15 protein-coding genes and 1 riboswitch are annotated in these 13,064 nt (G+C 71.3%); of the genes, 6 read left to right on the top strand and 9 right to left on the bottom strand.

Annotated features, from left to right (window positions below):
• The first annotated feature begins 211 nt into the window (after nucleotides 1-211).
• Nucleotides 212-1,201, top strand: coding sequence for a TauD/TfdA family dioxygenase (locus JYK18_RS32845; RefSeq protein WP_206807287.1), 990 nt, complete (start codon nucleotides 212-214; stop codon nucleotides 1,199-1,201).
• A 17-nt stretch (nucleotides 1,202-1,218) separates the two neighbouring features.
• Here JYK18_RS32845 and JYK18_RS32840 read toward each other — a convergent pair whose 3' ends face one another.
• The 5 genes from JYK18_RS32840 to JYK18_RS32820 all read right to left on the bottom strand — a co-directional run bounded on the left by JYK18_RS32840 (nucleotide 1,219) and on the right by JYK18_RS32820 (nucleotide 4,812).
• Nucleotides 1,219-1,518 carry a hypothetical protein gene (locus tag JYK18_RS32840; protein WP_206807286.1) on the bottom strand — a complete coding sequence of 100 codons (300 nt, stop codon included), beginning with the start codon at nucleotides 1,516-1,518 and terminating at the stop codon, nucleotides 1,219-1,221.
• A gap of 136 nt (nucleotides 1,519-1,654) precedes the next feature.
• Nucleotides 1,655-2,575, bottom strand: coding sequence for an NADP-dependent oxidoreductase (locus JYK18_RS32835; RefSeq protein WP_206807285.1), 921 nt, complete (start codon nucleotides 2,573-2,575; stop codon nucleotides 1,655-1,657).
• 39 nt (nucleotides 2,576-2,614) lie between these two features.
• The gene (locus JYK18_RS32830) at nucleotides 2,615-3,523 is read right to left on the bottom strand and encodes a DUF5829 family protein (protein WP_242582343.1); all 909 of its coding nucleotides are present in this window, start codon (nucleotides 3,521-3,523) and stop codon (nucleotides 2,615-2,617) included.
• A gap of 30 nt (nucleotides 3,524-3,553) precedes the next feature.
• The gene (locus JYK18_RS32825; protein WP_206807284.1) at nucleotides 3,554-4,198 is read right to left on the bottom strand and encodes a CatB-related O-acetyltransferase; all 645 of its coding nucleotides are present in this window, start codon (nucleotides 4,196-4,198) and stop codon (nucleotides 3,554-3,556) included.
• A gap of 32 nt (nucleotides 4,199-4,230) precedes the next feature.
• Complete coding sequence (locus tag JYK18_RS32820; RefSeq protein ID WP_206807283.1) at nucleotides 4,231-4,812, bottom strand: TetR/AcrR family transcriptional regulator; 582 nt, start codon at nucleotides 4,810-4,812, stop codon at nucleotides 4,231-4,233.
• A 56-nt stretch (nucleotides 4,813-4,868) separates the two neighbouring features.
• On the opposite strand from JYK18_RS32820, the gene JYK18_RS32815 reads away from it, so the two are divergent.
• Nucleotides 4,869-5,618 (top strand): class I SAM-dependent methyltransferase, encoded by a 750-nt coding sequence (locus tag JYK18_RS32815; RefSeq protein WP_307796231.1) that lies wholly within the window; start codon nucleotides 4,869-4,871, stop codon nucleotides 5,616-5,618.
• Nucleotides 5,619-5,622: 4 nt separating this feature from the next.
• Here JYK18_RS32815 and JYK18_RS32810 read toward each other — a convergent pair whose 3' ends face one another.
• Nucleotides 5,623-6,669: an iron ABC transporter permease gene (locus JYK18_RS32810; RefSeq protein WP_206807281.1), complete on the bottom strand. Its 1,047-nt coding sequence runs from the start codon at nucleotides 6,667-6,669 to the stop codon at nucleotides 5,623-5,625.
• On the bottom strand, nucleotides 6,666-7,661 hold the full coding sequence (locus JYK18_RS32805) for an ABC transporter substrate-binding protein (RefSeq protein WP_307796163.1): 996 nt from the start codon (nucleotides 7,659-7,661) through the stop codon (nucleotides 6,666-6,668). Before JYK18_RS32805 ends, JYK18_RS32810 begins: the two co-directional genes overlap by 4 nt.
• A gap of 52 nt (nucleotides 7,662-7,713) precedes the next feature.
• A riboswitch (cobalamin riboswitch) is annotated at nucleotides 7,714-7,879 on the bottom strand.
• A gap of 99 nt (nucleotides 7,880-7,978) precedes the next feature.
• Here JYK18_RS32805 and JYK18_RS32800 point away from each other — a divergent pair.
• The 3 genes from JYK18_RS32800 to lexA all read left to right on the top strand — a co-directional run bounded on the left by JYK18_RS32800 (nucleotide 7,979) and on the right by lexA (nucleotide 10,655).
• Nucleotides 7,979-9,487 (top strand): glycoside hydrolase family 43 protein, encoded by a 1,509-nt coding sequence (locus JYK18_RS32800; protein ID WP_206807280.1) that lies wholly within the window; start codon nucleotides 7,979-7,981, stop codon nucleotides 9,485-9,487.
• Between the two features lie 66 nt (nucleotides 9,488-9,553).
• On the top strand, nucleotides 9,554-9,961 hold the full coding sequence (locus JYK18_RS32795) for a PPOX class F420-dependent oxidoreductase (RefSeq protein ID WP_206807279.1): 408 nt from the start codon (nucleotides 9,554-9,556) through the stop codon (nucleotides 9,959-9,961).
• Nucleotides 9,962-9,992: 31 nt separating this feature from the next.
• A complete protein-coding gene (gene lexA, locus JYK18_RS32790; RefSeq protein ID WP_206807278.1) occupies nucleotides 9,993-10,655 on the top strand; it encodes a transcriptional repressor LexA in 663 nt (220 codons plus the stop codon).
• A 76-nt stretch (nucleotides 10,656-10,731) separates the two neighbouring features.
• On the opposite strand, the gene JYK18_RS32785 is transcribed toward lexA, so the two are convergent.
• On the bottom strand, nucleotides 10,732-11,109 hold the full coding sequence (locus tag JYK18_RS32785; RefSeq protein WP_206807277.1) for a DUF5997 family protein: 378 nt from the start codon (nucleotides 11,107-11,109) through the stop codon (nucleotides 10,732-10,734).
• Between JYK18_RS32785 and JYK18_RS32780 the strand changes: the two genes are divergently transcribed.
• Nucleotides 11,108-11,860 carry a LysR substrate-binding domain-containing protein gene (locus JYK18_RS32780; RefSeq protein ID WP_206807276.1) on the top strand — a complete coding sequence of 251 codons (753 nt, stop codon included), beginning with the start codon at nucleotides 11,108-11,110 and terminating at the stop codon, nucleotides 11,858-11,860. The two genes, JYK18_RS32785 and JYK18_RS32780, sit on opposite strands and share 2 nt — an antisense overlap.
• Here JYK18_RS32780 and JYK18_RS32775 read toward each other — a convergent pair.
• Nucleotides 11,857-13,047: a lipase family protein gene (locus tag JYK18_RS32775; RefSeq protein ID WP_206807275.1), complete on the bottom strand. Its 1,191-nt coding sequence runs from the start codon at nucleotides 13,045-13,047 to the stop codon at nucleotides 11,857-11,859. The genes JYK18_RS32780 and JYK18_RS32775 overlap by 4 nt on opposite strands.
• Nucleotides 13,048-13,064: the final 17 nt, after the last annotated feature.

Below are 13,064 nucleotides of genomic sequence, written 5' to 3'. Positions count from 1 at the left end.
CTTCGGCTCTGGGGTGGGGATCTGGGGAGAGGTGCTCTGGCACCGGAGTTCATCCGGCACGAACCACCCTGTCCGGGGCCCGGCGCGGCCACATCACCCATGTTGCTATCGCCTGCCCCGGGTGGCGGGCGGGTGACCACATGGGTGATGTGGGGGGTGCGCCCGCCCGGTGATGCTCGGCGGCACGTGCTGTCACAGAAGGGATTTCCAGATGACGCTGCAGCTCGACAGTCGTGCACCCGAGGCCGGTGTCCCGATGTCGCATGTGCTGTCCGAAGCCGACCGGAGCGCGGTGCGGGGGCTGGCCGTCGAGCTCGCCGACCCGGCGGGCCGGATCGACGACCCCGGCTGGGTCGACCAGGCGCGGGAGGCGGCCAGCCGGTTGCCCTCGGCGCTGGGTGCCGCGGTGCGCCGGTTCCGCCGGGACGCCGGGCGGGAGGGGGTGCTCCTGCTCCGCGGGCTGCCGGTGGACGAGCCGGCGCTGCCGCCGACCCCGACCGTCGCCGGCTCGGTGCAGCACGAGCCGACGGTGCCCGCGGCGGCGCTGGTGCTGACCAGCATGCAACTCGGTGAGGTGGTGGCCTTCCGCCAGGAGAAGGGCGGGGCGCTGGTGCAGAACGTGGTGCCGGTGCCCGGCAAGGAGGACTTCCAGGGCAACGCGGGTTCGGTGCGGTTGAAGATGCACACGGAGAACGCGTTCCACCGCAACAGCCCGGACTACGTGATCCTGATGTGCCTGCGCAACGACCACGACAACGTGGCGGGCCTGCTCACCTCGTCGGTGCGGTGCGCGGTGGAGCTGCTGTCCGAGTCGACGCGGGAGGTGCTGGGCCAGCCGCGGTTCGTCACCTCGGCGCCCGGCTCGTTCGAAGGGGCGGAGACGCCGCTGCCGCGCCCGGTGCTCGACGGCGACCCGGCCGACCCCGACATCCGGGTGGACTTCGCCAGCACCGACCCGCTCGACGTGACCGCGGCGAGCGCGCTGGACCAACTGCGCCAGGCCTTCGACGACGTGCGGCGGACCTTCGTGCTCACGCCGGGCGATCTGGCCATCGTGGACAACCGCATCGCGGTGCACGGGCGGACGTCCTTCCGCCCCCGGTACGACGGCCAGGACCGCTGGCTGCAGCGAACCTACGTCCAGCTCGACGCGCGCCGCTCACGCCCCTCCCGCCCGGAGAACGGCAACGTCCTGAACTGACCCGGGAGCGGCCGCCCTCAGCCGGGCGGCCGCTTCGACGCGCAGAAGGCGTCCCACTCCGGGACGCGGACGAGCGGTCCCCCGCCACTCGACTCACCGCGGCCGGTGGACGTGGTGGCGAAGCCGAGCCCCTGGACGCAGGCACGCGCGATGTTCGGAAAAGCGTCCGCGTTCCGATAGACCTCGACGTGGTCCACGTCCCCGATGAAGTCGGGGGCGGCGCCCTCGTCACCGCCGCGGTCCTCGAGCTGGTCGGAGCACCCGGCCAGCAGGAGCACCAGCGCCGCGTACAGCCCCGGCAGCTTCTTCGCGCTCATGCACAAAGAATCGCAGCTTCCCGAGTACCGCTGTCAAGCACGGCAGCACCTGCCGCGCACCCGGCCCATGTCACGAATGTGGCTTTCGAGACGTCTGGCGTCTCGAAAGCCACATTCGTGACATCCCCGGTCAAGGTCACACGGTGAGCACGATCTTCCCGCGCGTCCGGCCCTCCTGGCTCAGTTCCCACGCCCGCGCCGCTTCCGCCAAGGGGAGTTCGTGCGCGACGTGCACCGCCAGCTTCCCGTCGTCCGCCAGGCGCGCGAGTTCCGCGAGCCGCGCCGAGTCCGGGCGGGCCCACAGGACGTGGCCGCCGAGGCCGGCCGCGTCACCGTCCGCAATGGACACCAGCCGCGACGGGGTCTTGTGCACCTCCGCCGAAGCGTGCACGGCACCGCCGCCCACGAAGTCCAGCACCACGTCGACGCCCTCGGGCGCGAGCGCCCGGACCCGGTCGGCCAGCCCGTCGCCGTAGGTGATCGGCTCCACCCCGAGCGAGCGCAGGAACTCGTGGTTCCGCTCGCTCGCCGTGCCGATCACCCGCGCCCCGCGCGCCACGGCGATCTGCACCCCGAGCGAGCCCACTCCCCCGGCCGCGCCGTGCACCAGCACGGTGTCACCCGCCGCGACCGAGACCCGGTCGATCGACTGCAGCGCGGTCAACCCGGCCAGCGGCACGCCCGCCGCCTCGGTCCAGCTCAGCGCGGCCGGCTTGCGCGCGAGCATCCGCACGTTCGCCGAGACGCGCTCGGCGTAGGCACCGAGGTGCGCGGAGTCCTTGCGGACGTAGCCGTACACCTCGTCCCCCACCGCGAACTCCGGCACGTCCGGCCCCAACGCGCTGACCACCCCGGCCACGTCCCAGCCGGGCACCAGCGGGAACTGGACCTCCATCATCGGGTCCAGGTAACCGGCCCCCAGCTTCCAGTCCACCGGGTTCACCCCAGCGGCCTTCACCTCGATCAGCACCTCGCTGGGGCCGACCTTCGGTTCCGGGTGTTCGGACAGGGTGAGCTGGTCAGGGCCGCCGTAGCCGGCCTGGGTGATCGCCTTCATGCCCAGCACAACAGCCCGCCGCGCCGGGGCATTCCGGCCCTACCGGGTGAACGTCCACACAGCCCGCGCGCCCGGCCCGACGACCAGCTCCGAGTGCCCGATCCGCTCGGCGTCCCGCCCCGCCACCGGCCGGTTCAGCGCGAACTCCACCTGCCGCAGGCCCACCTCGCCGAGCGGCACCGCGTCCAGCCGGACGGTCGTGCCGCCGCCCTTGGCCACCACCCCGCCCGGCACCTCCAGCACGGTGAACCCGCCGGCTTTGAGCAACGGCACGGTGTTGCCGAGATCCCGTTCGGTGATCGCCAGGTGGACCGCGGTGACGTCCCGCATCAGGCGATCCCGGTAACCGTCGGACAGGTAGCGCTCGCGGCCCACGTCACCGGGGAAGCTCGCCGGTTCGGTCTTGCTCCGCGGATCGGCGAAGTACTCCGGCCGGTACTCCATGCCCCACGCGCCGAACTTGTCGTACTGGCCGGTGGTGAACACCGCGTCGAACCACGGCACCGGCACGCCGTCGCCGAAGTCGCGCGTCTGCAGGAATTCGACCGGATCGGTGACGCCCAGCTCGTGCAGGTTCGCCACCGCTTCGGCCAGGTCACCGTCCCGTTCGCTGGACACCGCCAGGCCCGCGGAACCCGATTCCCCGTCGGGGGCGGGCAGATCACCGATGCCGAAAAGCTCCACATAGGTCTCGCGGCCCACCAGGTACCGTCCGGTCCAGACAGTCCCATCCGCACCGGTGGTGGTCCGCACCTCGAAGTTGGCGAACTCGCGCAGGTAACCCGAATCCTCGATGGCGTCGGCGGTCTCGCGGTCCAGCACCCCGTAGGAGTGGTTGTAGTACAACAACTGCCCGTCGGCGGCCTGGCTTTCGACGGCTCCGGTGAGTGCGAGGGTGAGGCCCGCGGCGAAGGCCAGTGACATCCGCGACAACCTGCGAAACAGCATGCCGAGATCGTAGAACCCGCCGCGGATCGATCACTCGGGCTTCGCTGGAGCGGCCTGTTCCAGTTCCTCGACGCTGCCGGACATCACCATGCGCAGGTGCGTGGTGAGGTGCTCGACCGGCCAGTCCCACCAGGCGACCGCGAGCAGCCGGTCGACCTCCTCCGGGACGTAGCGGGTGCGGATGACCTTCGCCGGGTTGCCACCGGCGATGCCGTAGTCCGGCACGTCCGAGGTGACCACCGACCCGGAGGCGACGATCGCGCCGTGTCCGATTCGGACACCCGGCATCACCGTCACGCCGTTGCCGAACCAGACGTCGTGCCCCACCACGGTGTCGCCGCGCCCCGGCAGCCCGGTGATCAGGTCGAAGTGATCGGCCCACGAGCCGCCCATGATCGGGAAGGGGAAGGTGGACGGGCCGTCCATCCGGTGGTTGGCGCCGTTCATGATGAACCGCACCCCGGTGCCGAACGCGCAGAACCGGCCGATCACCAGCTTGTCGGGACCGTAGTGGTAGAGCACGTTGCGCGTCTCGAACTCGGTGGCGTGCTCGGGATCGTCGTAGTAGCTGAACTCCCCGGCCTCGATCAGCGGTGAGGTCACCAGCGGTTTGAGCAGCACCACGCGCGTCTGGCCGGGCATCGGGTGGAGCGTGTTCGGATCGGGCAACGGCATGCGGGGCACTTTCCTCAAGTTCGCGCGGACTTCTACGCGGATCCTAGGCCCAGCACCGAAGTGACCATCCCGTGCACGGCGGCGCGGTCCGGCGCCGGGCCCGTCCGGTCGGCGAAGAGCAGGTGCGCCGAACCGATCAGCGTGGGCGCCAGCCCGTCCGGATCACCGGCGACCCGGTCCAGCCCGCGCTCGGCTTCGAGGTAGTCCCTGATCATCTCCACCGCCTCGGTCAGCACCGGGACTCCGGCGGGCCACGTCTCCCGCAGCCGCGCCCGGAGTTCGTCGCGGAAGGTGATCAGCGCGACGATCGCCACGGCCACCGAGCCGAAGACCGCGATCAGCGCGTCGGTCAGGTTGTCCGCGACGGTGCCGGTCCCCGCCGCCTCGCGCAACGCGGCGGCCTGGTCGTCCATCCGGTTCACGCGGTCGAGCACGTACTCGGCGAGGAAGGCGTCGAAGTCGGCGAAGTGCCGGTGCAGCACCCCCTTCGCGCAGCCTGCCTCGGCGGTGACCGCGCGGCTGGTCAGCCCGCTCGGCCCGTCCCGGCGCAGGACTCGGTCGGCGGCGGCGAACAGCTGCGCCCGCACCTCGCGCAGCGCGACTCCGGTCGGCATCGGTCTCCTCGGTGGACGAGTGGGCACTTGCCCACTAGGGTGGGCACATGCCCACTATAGGCGAGTCCTTCGGCGTCGACGCCGAGCGCTACGACCGCGCGCGTCCCAGTTATCCCGCCCCGCTCATCGAGGCCATCGTCGAAGCCAGCCCGGGCACCGACCTCCTCGACGTCGGCTGCGGCACCGGGATCGCGGCACGCCAACTCCAGGCCGCCGGGTGCACCGTGCTCGGTGTCGAACCGGACGAGCGGATGGCCCGGTTCGCCCGCCGCACCGGGATCGAGGTGGAGGTGGCGAAGTTCGAGGACTGGGAACCCGGCGACCGCCGGTTCGACGCGGTTGTCGCCGGGCAGGCCTGGCACTGGGTCGATCCGGTGGCCGGCGCGGCCAAGGCGGCGCGGGTGCTGCGACCCCACGGCACGCTGTCCGCGTTCTGGCACGTGTTCCTGCCACCCGACGAAATCGGCGCGGCCTTCGCGAAAGCCTATGAGCGCGTCAATCCCGGCCACCCGTTCGACTTCAGCCAGGTGGCCAAGGTCGGTTACCAGCCGATGCTCGACCGCGCCGCCGAAGGCATCCGGGCCGCGGGCGGGTTCGGCGAGCCGTCGCAGGCGCGCTACACGTGGGACCGGTACTACACCCGGGCGGAATGGCTCGACCAGTTGCCCACCACCGGCGCGCTGACCCAGCTGCCGCCCGACCGGCTCGCCGTGGTGCTGGACGAGGTCGGCGCCGCGATCGACGAGCTCGGCGGCGGCTTCAGCATGCGGTTCACCACGGTCTCGGTGACCGCCGCGCGTGCTTGAGGTTCTACTGACCCACCCGCTCGCGGGGCCGGGCGGTCCGGTACAGGATGACCACGAACGCCGGCACGCCGATGATCGAGGTCACCACGCCGACCGGCACCTCCTGCGGGTCGAGCGCGGTGCGGGCCAGGGTGTCCACCCAGACCAGGAACACCGCCCCGGCCACCGCGGTGACCGGCAGCAGGCGGCTGTGCCCCGGCCCGGTCAGCGCCCGCACCGCGTGCGGCAGCACCAGCCCGACGAAGCCCACCGCGCCGACCGAGCTGACCAGCGCGGCGGTCAGCAACGCGGTGGCGCACAACAGCACGATCCGGATGCGCCCGACCGCCACCCCCAGCGCGGCCGCGGTGTCCTGCCCGAGCGCGAACACGTCCAGCGCGCGGGCGTGCCCGAAGCAGACGGCCAGCGACACGGCCAGCACCGCCGCGCACACCGCGACCTCGGTCCACGAGGCACTGGCGAACGAGCCGAGCAGCCAGAACAACACCCCGCGCGTGGTTTCCGCGTCGGCGGCGGTGAGCACGATGAACGAGGTGAGCGCGGAGAACAACTGCATCGCCGCGACCCCGGACAGCACCACCCGGTCGGTGCTGCCACCGACGATGCGGCTCAGCACCAGCACCGCGGCGAACGACACCGCGGCACCGGCGAAAGCCCCGGCGGACAAGGAGATCACGCCCCCGCCCACACCGAGCACGACCACCAGCACCGCGCCGGTCGACGCACCCGAGGACACGCCCAGCACGAACGGCTCGGCCAGCGGGTTGCGCAGCAGCGACTGCATCACCACGCCGCACACCGCGAGCCCGGCCCCGCACACCGCCGCGAGCAGCGCCCGCGGGAGCCGCAGGTGCCAGACGATGCCGTCCCGCAGCGGGGCGAGCACCGGCTCGCCGAGGCCGAGGTGGGCCAGCACGGTCGAATAGACCTCGCCGATGCCGATCCCGGCCGGGCCGATGGTGATGGCCACCGCGATCGACACCACGAGCAGGCCGAGGCCCAGCACGCAGAACCAGGCGACCTGCGGCCCGGTCGGCGGCGGCCGCCTCACGCCAGGCCGAACTTCCGCAGCGCCTCGCCGACCTGCTCGGTCCCGTCCACGGTCCGCAGCGACGGGTTCATCGCCTGACCGCTGAGCAGCACGTACCGCTTGTTCTTCACCGCGTCGAGGTCCTTGGTGACCGGATGGGACTCGAGGAAGGCGATCTTCGCTTCCCCGTTCTCCGCGGTCTGCGAACGCCGGGTGAGGTCACCGAGCACGATCACCCGCGGATTCCGCTCGGCCACCGTCTCCCAGTTGATCTGCGGCCATTCCGCGCGGGTGTCGTCGAAGACGTTCTTCAGCCCGAGCGCGGTGGTGATCACGCCGGGCGCGCCGCAGCACCCGGCCAGGTACGGCGATTCGGCGTTGGCGAACCAGTACAGCACGCTGGTCCCACCGGCCCGCGTCGACGCGCGCTGCATCCGGCCCTGCAACTCGCTCACCAGCTGCTCACCGCGTGGCCCGACGCCGAACACCGCGGCCAGCTGCCGGATCTCGGTGTAGACCACGTCCATGGTCAGCGTCTCGGTCCGCACGCCGTCACCGCCGGCGGTGTTGTCCTTGAGGCAGTCGGTGGGCGAGACGTAGGTCGGCACACCCAGCTGCTCGAACTGCTCGCGCGTGGCCACCCCGCCCTCGCCGAGCGTGGAGACGAACGAGGCCGCGACGAAGTCCGGTTCGGTGGCCAGCACGGCCTCGAAGGACGGGTTGTTCTCCGCCAGGCGCGGCACCTTCGCGTTGTCGGCGGCCAGCGCGGGCAGCACCGGGTCGGTCCAGGTGGCGGTGCCCGCCATCCGGTCGGCCAGGCCCAGCGCGAGCATGATCTCGGCGCTGCCCTGGTTCAGCGCGACCGCGCGCTCGGGCGGCTTGCCCACCGGCACCTGGTGACCACAGTTTTCCACGGTCGTCGTGGCCTGAGCTTGCGGCGCGGGGTCGGTCCCGCAGGCGCTGAGGCACAGCGCCGCGGCGAGCAGCAGGTGGGGAGAACGGATTTTCGGCACGGAAATCCCTGCGTCGAGGGCTCGAACGCGGAGCCCGGTCGGTCAACGACCCCGGCGGCGCCGGGGTGCCAGCAGGTCTTCGGACTCGGGGTCGTCCGAGCAGAACGCCTTCCCGGACCGGAGTCCAGTGGCCACTGTCCTGCCCGTCGCCGCTCACCGCTGCGCGTCAGCTCCGGATTCACACCGGATTCCCTACGACTGGCGAGCGCACGCTATCACGCGGCCCCCTGGTGGACGCTTGACCAGCCTGTCCGATGTCGTGCAATCTTTTCCGAAGATGTTCGTTGTTGTTGAATAGCGTGCAGGAGCTGCCGAAGATGACCGCTCTCCCGAGAAGACTCGCCACCGGGGCGCTGGCCGCCCTGCTCGTGTTCAGTACGGTGACCAATCCGGGAGTGGCGCCGGCCGCACCCGCCGTCCCCGACTACGGCACCGCCGAAGCGGGCAACCCGTTCGTCGACGGCTGGTACGCCGATCCGGACGTGGCGATCTACGACAACACCTATTGGGTCTTCCCGACCACCTCGCGTGTCTACGCCGAGCAGACCCATCTCGACGCGTTCTCGTCCAAGGACCTCGTGCACTGGACCAAGCACCCGAACGTGCTGACCACCGAGAACGTCTCGTGGGCGGAGAAGGCGGTCTGGGCGCCGGCCCCGATCGAGCGCGACGGCAAGTACTTCCTGTACTTCGCCGCGAACGACATCCAGAGCGACAACGAACTCGGCGGCATCGGCGTGGCCGTCTCCGACCGGCCGGAGGGCCCGTACCGCGACGCGCTGGGCAAACCGCTGATCGACCGCTTCCACAACGGCGCCCAGCCGATCGACCAGGACGTCTTCATCGACGACGACGGTCAGGCGTACATGTACTACGGCGGCTGGGGGCACGCCAACGTGGTCAAGCTCAACGCCGACATGACCAGCCTCGGCACCTTCGACGACGGCACCACCTACCGCGAGATCACCCCGAACCCGGAGTACGTCGAGGGTTCGCAGATGTTCAAGCGCGGCGGCAAGTACTACCTGATGTGGTCCGAGGGCGGCTGGACCGGGCCGAACTACTCGGTCTCCTACGCCATGGCCGACTCGCCGACCGGGCCGTTCACCAAGCTCGACAAGGTGCTCGCGCAGGACCCGGCGGTCGCGCGCGGGTCCGGGCACAACTCCGTGATCAACGTGCCCGGCACCGACATCTGGTACATCGTCTACCACCGCCGTCCGCTCAGCGAGACCGACGGGAACCACCGGCAGCTCGCCTACGACCGGATGAACTTCCACCCCGACGGCACCATCGCGCGGATCACCATGAAGGTCGAGGACAACTTCGCCGACGGCAACACGTTCGGGTGGAAGACCTACGGCGGGCAGTGGACCGCTCGCGCCGGGCAGCTGCGGGCCGACCGGTCGGCGGGCGGGAAAGCGTTGCTGGACACCAACTTCGCCGACTTCACGCAGGACACGAAGGTGCGGCTCACCTCCAGCCGCGGCGACGCGGGGGTGGTGTTCCGGGCGACGAAGGCCGCGGTGGGCACCGACAGCTACGCCGGGTACTACGCCGGGATCAGCGCGTCCGGCCGCGTGGTGCTCGGGCGCGCCGGCAACTCGTGGACCGAACTGGCGTCGGCGCCGCTGGCCGGGGCCATCGGCCAGGCCCGCCACCTGCGCGTCACCGCGACCGGGCCGGTCATCGAGGTCTACGTCGACGACCTGAGCACGCCGAAGCTGCGGGTCACCGACGGCACCCACCCCACCGGCGCGAACGGCGTCCGGGTGTTCGGCGCGGCGGCGTCCTTCGACGATTTCGCGGTTCGCCCGGCAGGCTGATTGTCGATCCGCGGGGGGCTCCGTTCGTGTAGGCAGTGACCATCCACACGAAAGGAGTCCCCGTCCATGGCCTTCAGCGAAGAAGAGATCGCGTACCTGCGCTCGCAGCCGCTGGCCCGGCTGTCCACCGTCTCGGCGGAAGGGCAGCCGGACGTGGTGCCGGTGGCGTTCGAGTTCGACGGCGCCGGGTTCTGGGTCGGTGGTGGCGCCACGGTGGTGCACACGCGGAAGTTCCGCAACGTGGCCGCCGGGCAGGACCGGGTGGCGCTGGTGGTCGACGACCTGGTCTCGATGGACCCGTTCGTGGCCAGGGGAATCCGGGTGTACGGGCGGGCCGGGGTGCCGCAGGAGCGGGTCGGCACGGTCGGGCCCGGGCACTACCTGCCGATCACGCCGGTGGTCTCGTGGAGCTGGAACCTCGCGGGCGAGCCGGTCGGCGAGAACTGGTACGAGGCCACGCGGACCGTCCACTGAGTCCACTGTGGAGGGCCGGTACCATGCGCGGATGACCGCCTACCACGAGTTCGACGAGCTGGATCACCTGGACGCCTCGGCCCTGCCCGAGCGCCAGCAACGGATCCTGGTCACCATCCAGGACTGGGTGAACCGGCACGGGTACTCGCCCAGCACCCGCGAACTCGGCGAAGCGGTCGGCCTGCGGTCCTCGTCCTCGGTGTCGAAGCACCTGGCGGCGCTGGAGGAGAAGGGCTTCCTCCGGCGGGGCGCCACCGTGTCGCGGCCGATCGACGTGCGCCTGTTCCTGCGTGGTTCCGCGTCGCAGCGGGCGGACGGGGATTCGGTGAGCGTGCCGGTGGTCGGGCACATCGCGGCGGGCACCCCGATCTCGGCGGAGGAGCACGTGGACGACGTGCTCACGCTGCCGCGGCAGTTCGCCGGGCGCGGCACCGTGTTCGGGCTGCAGGTGCGCGGGGACTCGATGATCGACGCCGCCATCTGCGACGGCGACACCGTGGTGGTGCGCCAGCAGCACGAGGCGCACTCGGGGCAGATCGTCGCCGCCATGATCGACGAGGAGGCGACGGTGAAGGTGTACCGGCGGCGGAACGGGCACGTGTACCTGGAGCCGCGGAACCCGGCCTACGAGGTGATCGACGGGGACCGCGCGGTGATCCTGGGCGTGGTCGTCTCGGTCCTGCGCAGCGTCTGACCCCACCGGCCCAATGCTATGAGTGGGGCATTACTTGCATTCAACGCAAGTAATGCCCCACTCATAGCATTCGACCTCAGTTCCGGTCGGACTTCTCCTTCAGGCGGGCGGCTTCCTTCCGCACCTCCGCCTGCGTGGCGCGTTCCCGCTCCAGCCACTCCGGGTTCTCCGCCTTGAGCGTGTCGATCTGCTCGGTGGTCAGCGGGTCGGTCAGCCCGGCCCGCGCCAGGCCGCCGATCGAGATGCCCAGCTTCGCGGCCGCGACCTGCCGCGGGTGCGGGCCGTTCCGGCGGAGGTCGCGCAGCCACTCCGGCGGGTCCGCCTGCAGCGCGTTCAGCTCGTCGCGCGAGACGACACCCTCCTGGAACCGGGCCGGGGTGGCCTCGAGGTACACGCCCAGCTTCTTCGCCGCGGTCGCCGGCTTCATCGTCTGGGAGGTCTTGTGCGACGTCATGCCCTCCAGGGTAACCAGCCCGATCACGCCCGGTAATCTGGCCGCCGTGACCGAATCCTTCAGCCTCGCGTACGTGCCGGGTGTGACGCCGGGCAAGTGGGCGCGGATCTGGTCGGAACGCCTGCCGCGGGTGCCGCTGCACCTGCTCCAGGTCCCGCCGGGCGAGGCCGAGGCGAAGATCCGCGACCGCGGCGCCGACGCGGCCCTGCTGCGCCTGCCGATCGACCGGACCGGTCTGCACGCGATCCCGCTGTACACCGAGAACACCGTGGTCGTGGTGCCCAAGGACCACCTGATCGCCGCCGCCGACGAGGTGTCCACCGTGGACCTCGCCGACGACGTGCTGCTGCACCCGCTCGACTACACCCTCGGCTGGGAACAGCCGCCGGGAGAACTCGCGCTCCACCGGCCCGCCACCACCGGCGACGCCGTCGAGCTGGTTGCCGCGGGCGTCGGCCTGCTCGTCGTGCCGCAGTCCCTGGCCCGCCTGCACCACCGCCGCGACCTCACCTACCGGCCGCTGACCGACGCCCCGGAGTCGCAGGTGGCGCTGTCGTGGCTGGAGGAGGAGACCACGGACCTGATGGAGCAGTTCATCGGGATCGTGCGCGGCCGCACGGTGAACAGCACCCGCGGCCGCCAGCCGGAACCCGCGAAGCCCAAGGCCAAGCCGAAGCCCAAGGCCCAGCCGCCGAAGAAACCCCAGCAGCGCGGGGCGCCCAGACGGGGGAAGCCCCGCCGCCGCGGTTAGCAGTTGCTCTTCACCGGCTTCCCGGCGAACCGGTCGCCGAGGTAACCGAGCACGTCCGGCGCCGAGAACACCAGCGTCGTGACGTGCTCGCCGAGGAACGTCGCCCACTGCACGTCGACCCCGGCCGCGCAGTACCGCGAGCGCAGCTCCTGGGCCTGCGCCAGCGGGATGATCTCGTCGCCGAGCCCGTGGAACAGGTAGATCGGCGCCTCCGGCGCCCGCGTGCCGAGCTCGTTCTCCGCCAGCCGCGCCTGCCAGTCCGGTTCGGCCAGCGGGTTCGACGTCGTGTAGTCCGCGATGTGCCCGAACGCGTACCCGAACACCGCGTCCACGCAGGCGCCCTGCTGGGTCTCGTACAGCTCGCGGCCCTTGGCGTTGAGGTAGTCGGGCAGGTCCAGTTCGGGGTAGGCGGCGTCCAGCCCCAGCGCCGACAGCAGCAGGAAGCCGAACCCGATGCTGCCGTCCAGGAACTGCGAAACGGCGGTCAGATCGGCCGGGGTACCGCCCGCGGTGATGCCGACTACGTCCAGTTCGGGGGCGTACGACGGCGCCAGTTCCCCGGCCCACGCCGCTCCCCCGCCGCCCTGCGAATACCCGGAGAACGCCACCGGACCACCGGACGCCAGCCCGGCCGCCGGGAGTCGTGTCGCCGCGCGCACCGCGTCGATCACCGAGCGGCCTTCGGACTGGCCGACCACGTACGTGTGCGTTCCCGGCGTGCCGAGGCCCTCGTAGTCGGTGATCGCCACCGCCCAGCCCTTCCGCAGCATCGCGTCGATGAACAGCGGTTTCTCGTAGTCCGGCTGGAACTTCGACGGCGCGCACGAGTCACCGATGCCCCGGGTCCCGCTCGCGACCGAGACGATCGGCCGCTCCCCCGCCCCGGTCCACGCCGCGGTGGGCACCAGCACCCGGCCGGACACCGCGATCGGCGTGCCGGTGGCCGAAGTGGACCGGTAGAGCACCAGGTACCCGCGCGCACCGAGCTGACCGGGCAGCTGCCGCCACCAGATCACGTCCCCGTTGCCGCCTTCCGGCAACGGCGACGGCGGCGTGTAGAAGGCGTCGCCTTCGGGCCCCTGCGGTGGATCGGCGGCCAGCACGGGAGCCGAACCCACCATGGACAACGACAACGCGGCGACCACCACGAGCGCGAACGCCCGCCACGTCTTGCCGAAGCTGCGCATCTGAACTCCTCGTCGAG

This window comes from Amycolatopsis sp. 195334CR, assembly GCF_017309385.1.
GTDB lineage: Bacteria > Actinomycetota > Actinomycetes > Mycobacteriales > Pseudonocardiaceae > Amycolatopsis.
Note: the sequence above shows the minus strand (reverse complement) of the source record. Positions and strands in the feature narration are given on the sequence as shown.

Bases quoted from the DNA above. Each gene is read 5' to 3' on its own strand.
- JYK18_RS32825 (WP_206807284.1), bottom strand. From the start codon at position 4,198: ATGCCGTTGCCCGATCCGAACACGCTCCACCCGATGCCCGGCCAGACG.
- JYK18_RS32775 (WP_206807275.1), bottom strand. From the start codon at position 13,047: ATGCGCAGCTTCGGCAAGACGTGGCGGGCGTTCGCGCTCGTGGTGGTC.
- JYK18_RS32840 (WP_206807286.1), bottom strand. From the start codon at position 1,518: ATGAGCGCGAAGAAGCTGCCGGGGCTGTACGCGGCGCTGGTGCTCCTG.
- JYK18_RS32795 (WP_206807279.1), top strand. From the start codon at position 9,554: ATGGCCTTCAGCGAAGAAGAGATCGCGTACCTGCGCTCGCAGCCGCTG.
- lexA (WP_206807278.1), top strand. From the start codon at position 9,993: ATGACCGCCTACCACGAGTTCGACGAGCTGGATCACCTGGACGCCTCG.
- JYK18_RS32845 (WP_206807287.1), top strand. From the start codon at position 212: ATGACGCTGCAGCTCGACAGTCGTGCACCCGAGGCCGGTGTCCCGATG.
- JYK18_RS32835 (WP_206807285.1), bottom strand. From the start codon at position 2,575: ATGAAGGCGATCACCCAGGCCGGCTACGGCGGCCCTGACCAGCTCACC.
- JYK18_RS32800 (WP_206807280.1), top strand. From the start codon at position 7,979: ATGACCGCTCTCCCGAGAAGACTCGCCACCGGGGCGCTGGCCGCCCTG.
- JYK18_RS32820 (WP_206807283.1), bottom strand. From the start codon at position 4,812: ATGCCGACCGGAGTCGCGCTGCGCGAGGTGCGGGCGCAGCTGTTCGCC.
- JYK18_RS32830 (WP_242582343.1), bottom strand. From the start codon at position 3,523: ATGCTGTTTCGCAGGTTGTCGCGGATGTCACTGGCCTTCGCCGCGGGC.
- JYK18_RS32785 (WP_206807277.1), bottom strand. From the start codon at position 11,109: ATGACGTCGCACAAGACCTCCCAGACGATGAAGCCGGCGACCGCGGCG.
- JYK18_RS32780 (WP_206807276.1), top strand. From the start codon at position 11,108: ATGCCCTCCAGGGTAACCAGCCCGATCACGCCCGGTAATCTGGCCGCC.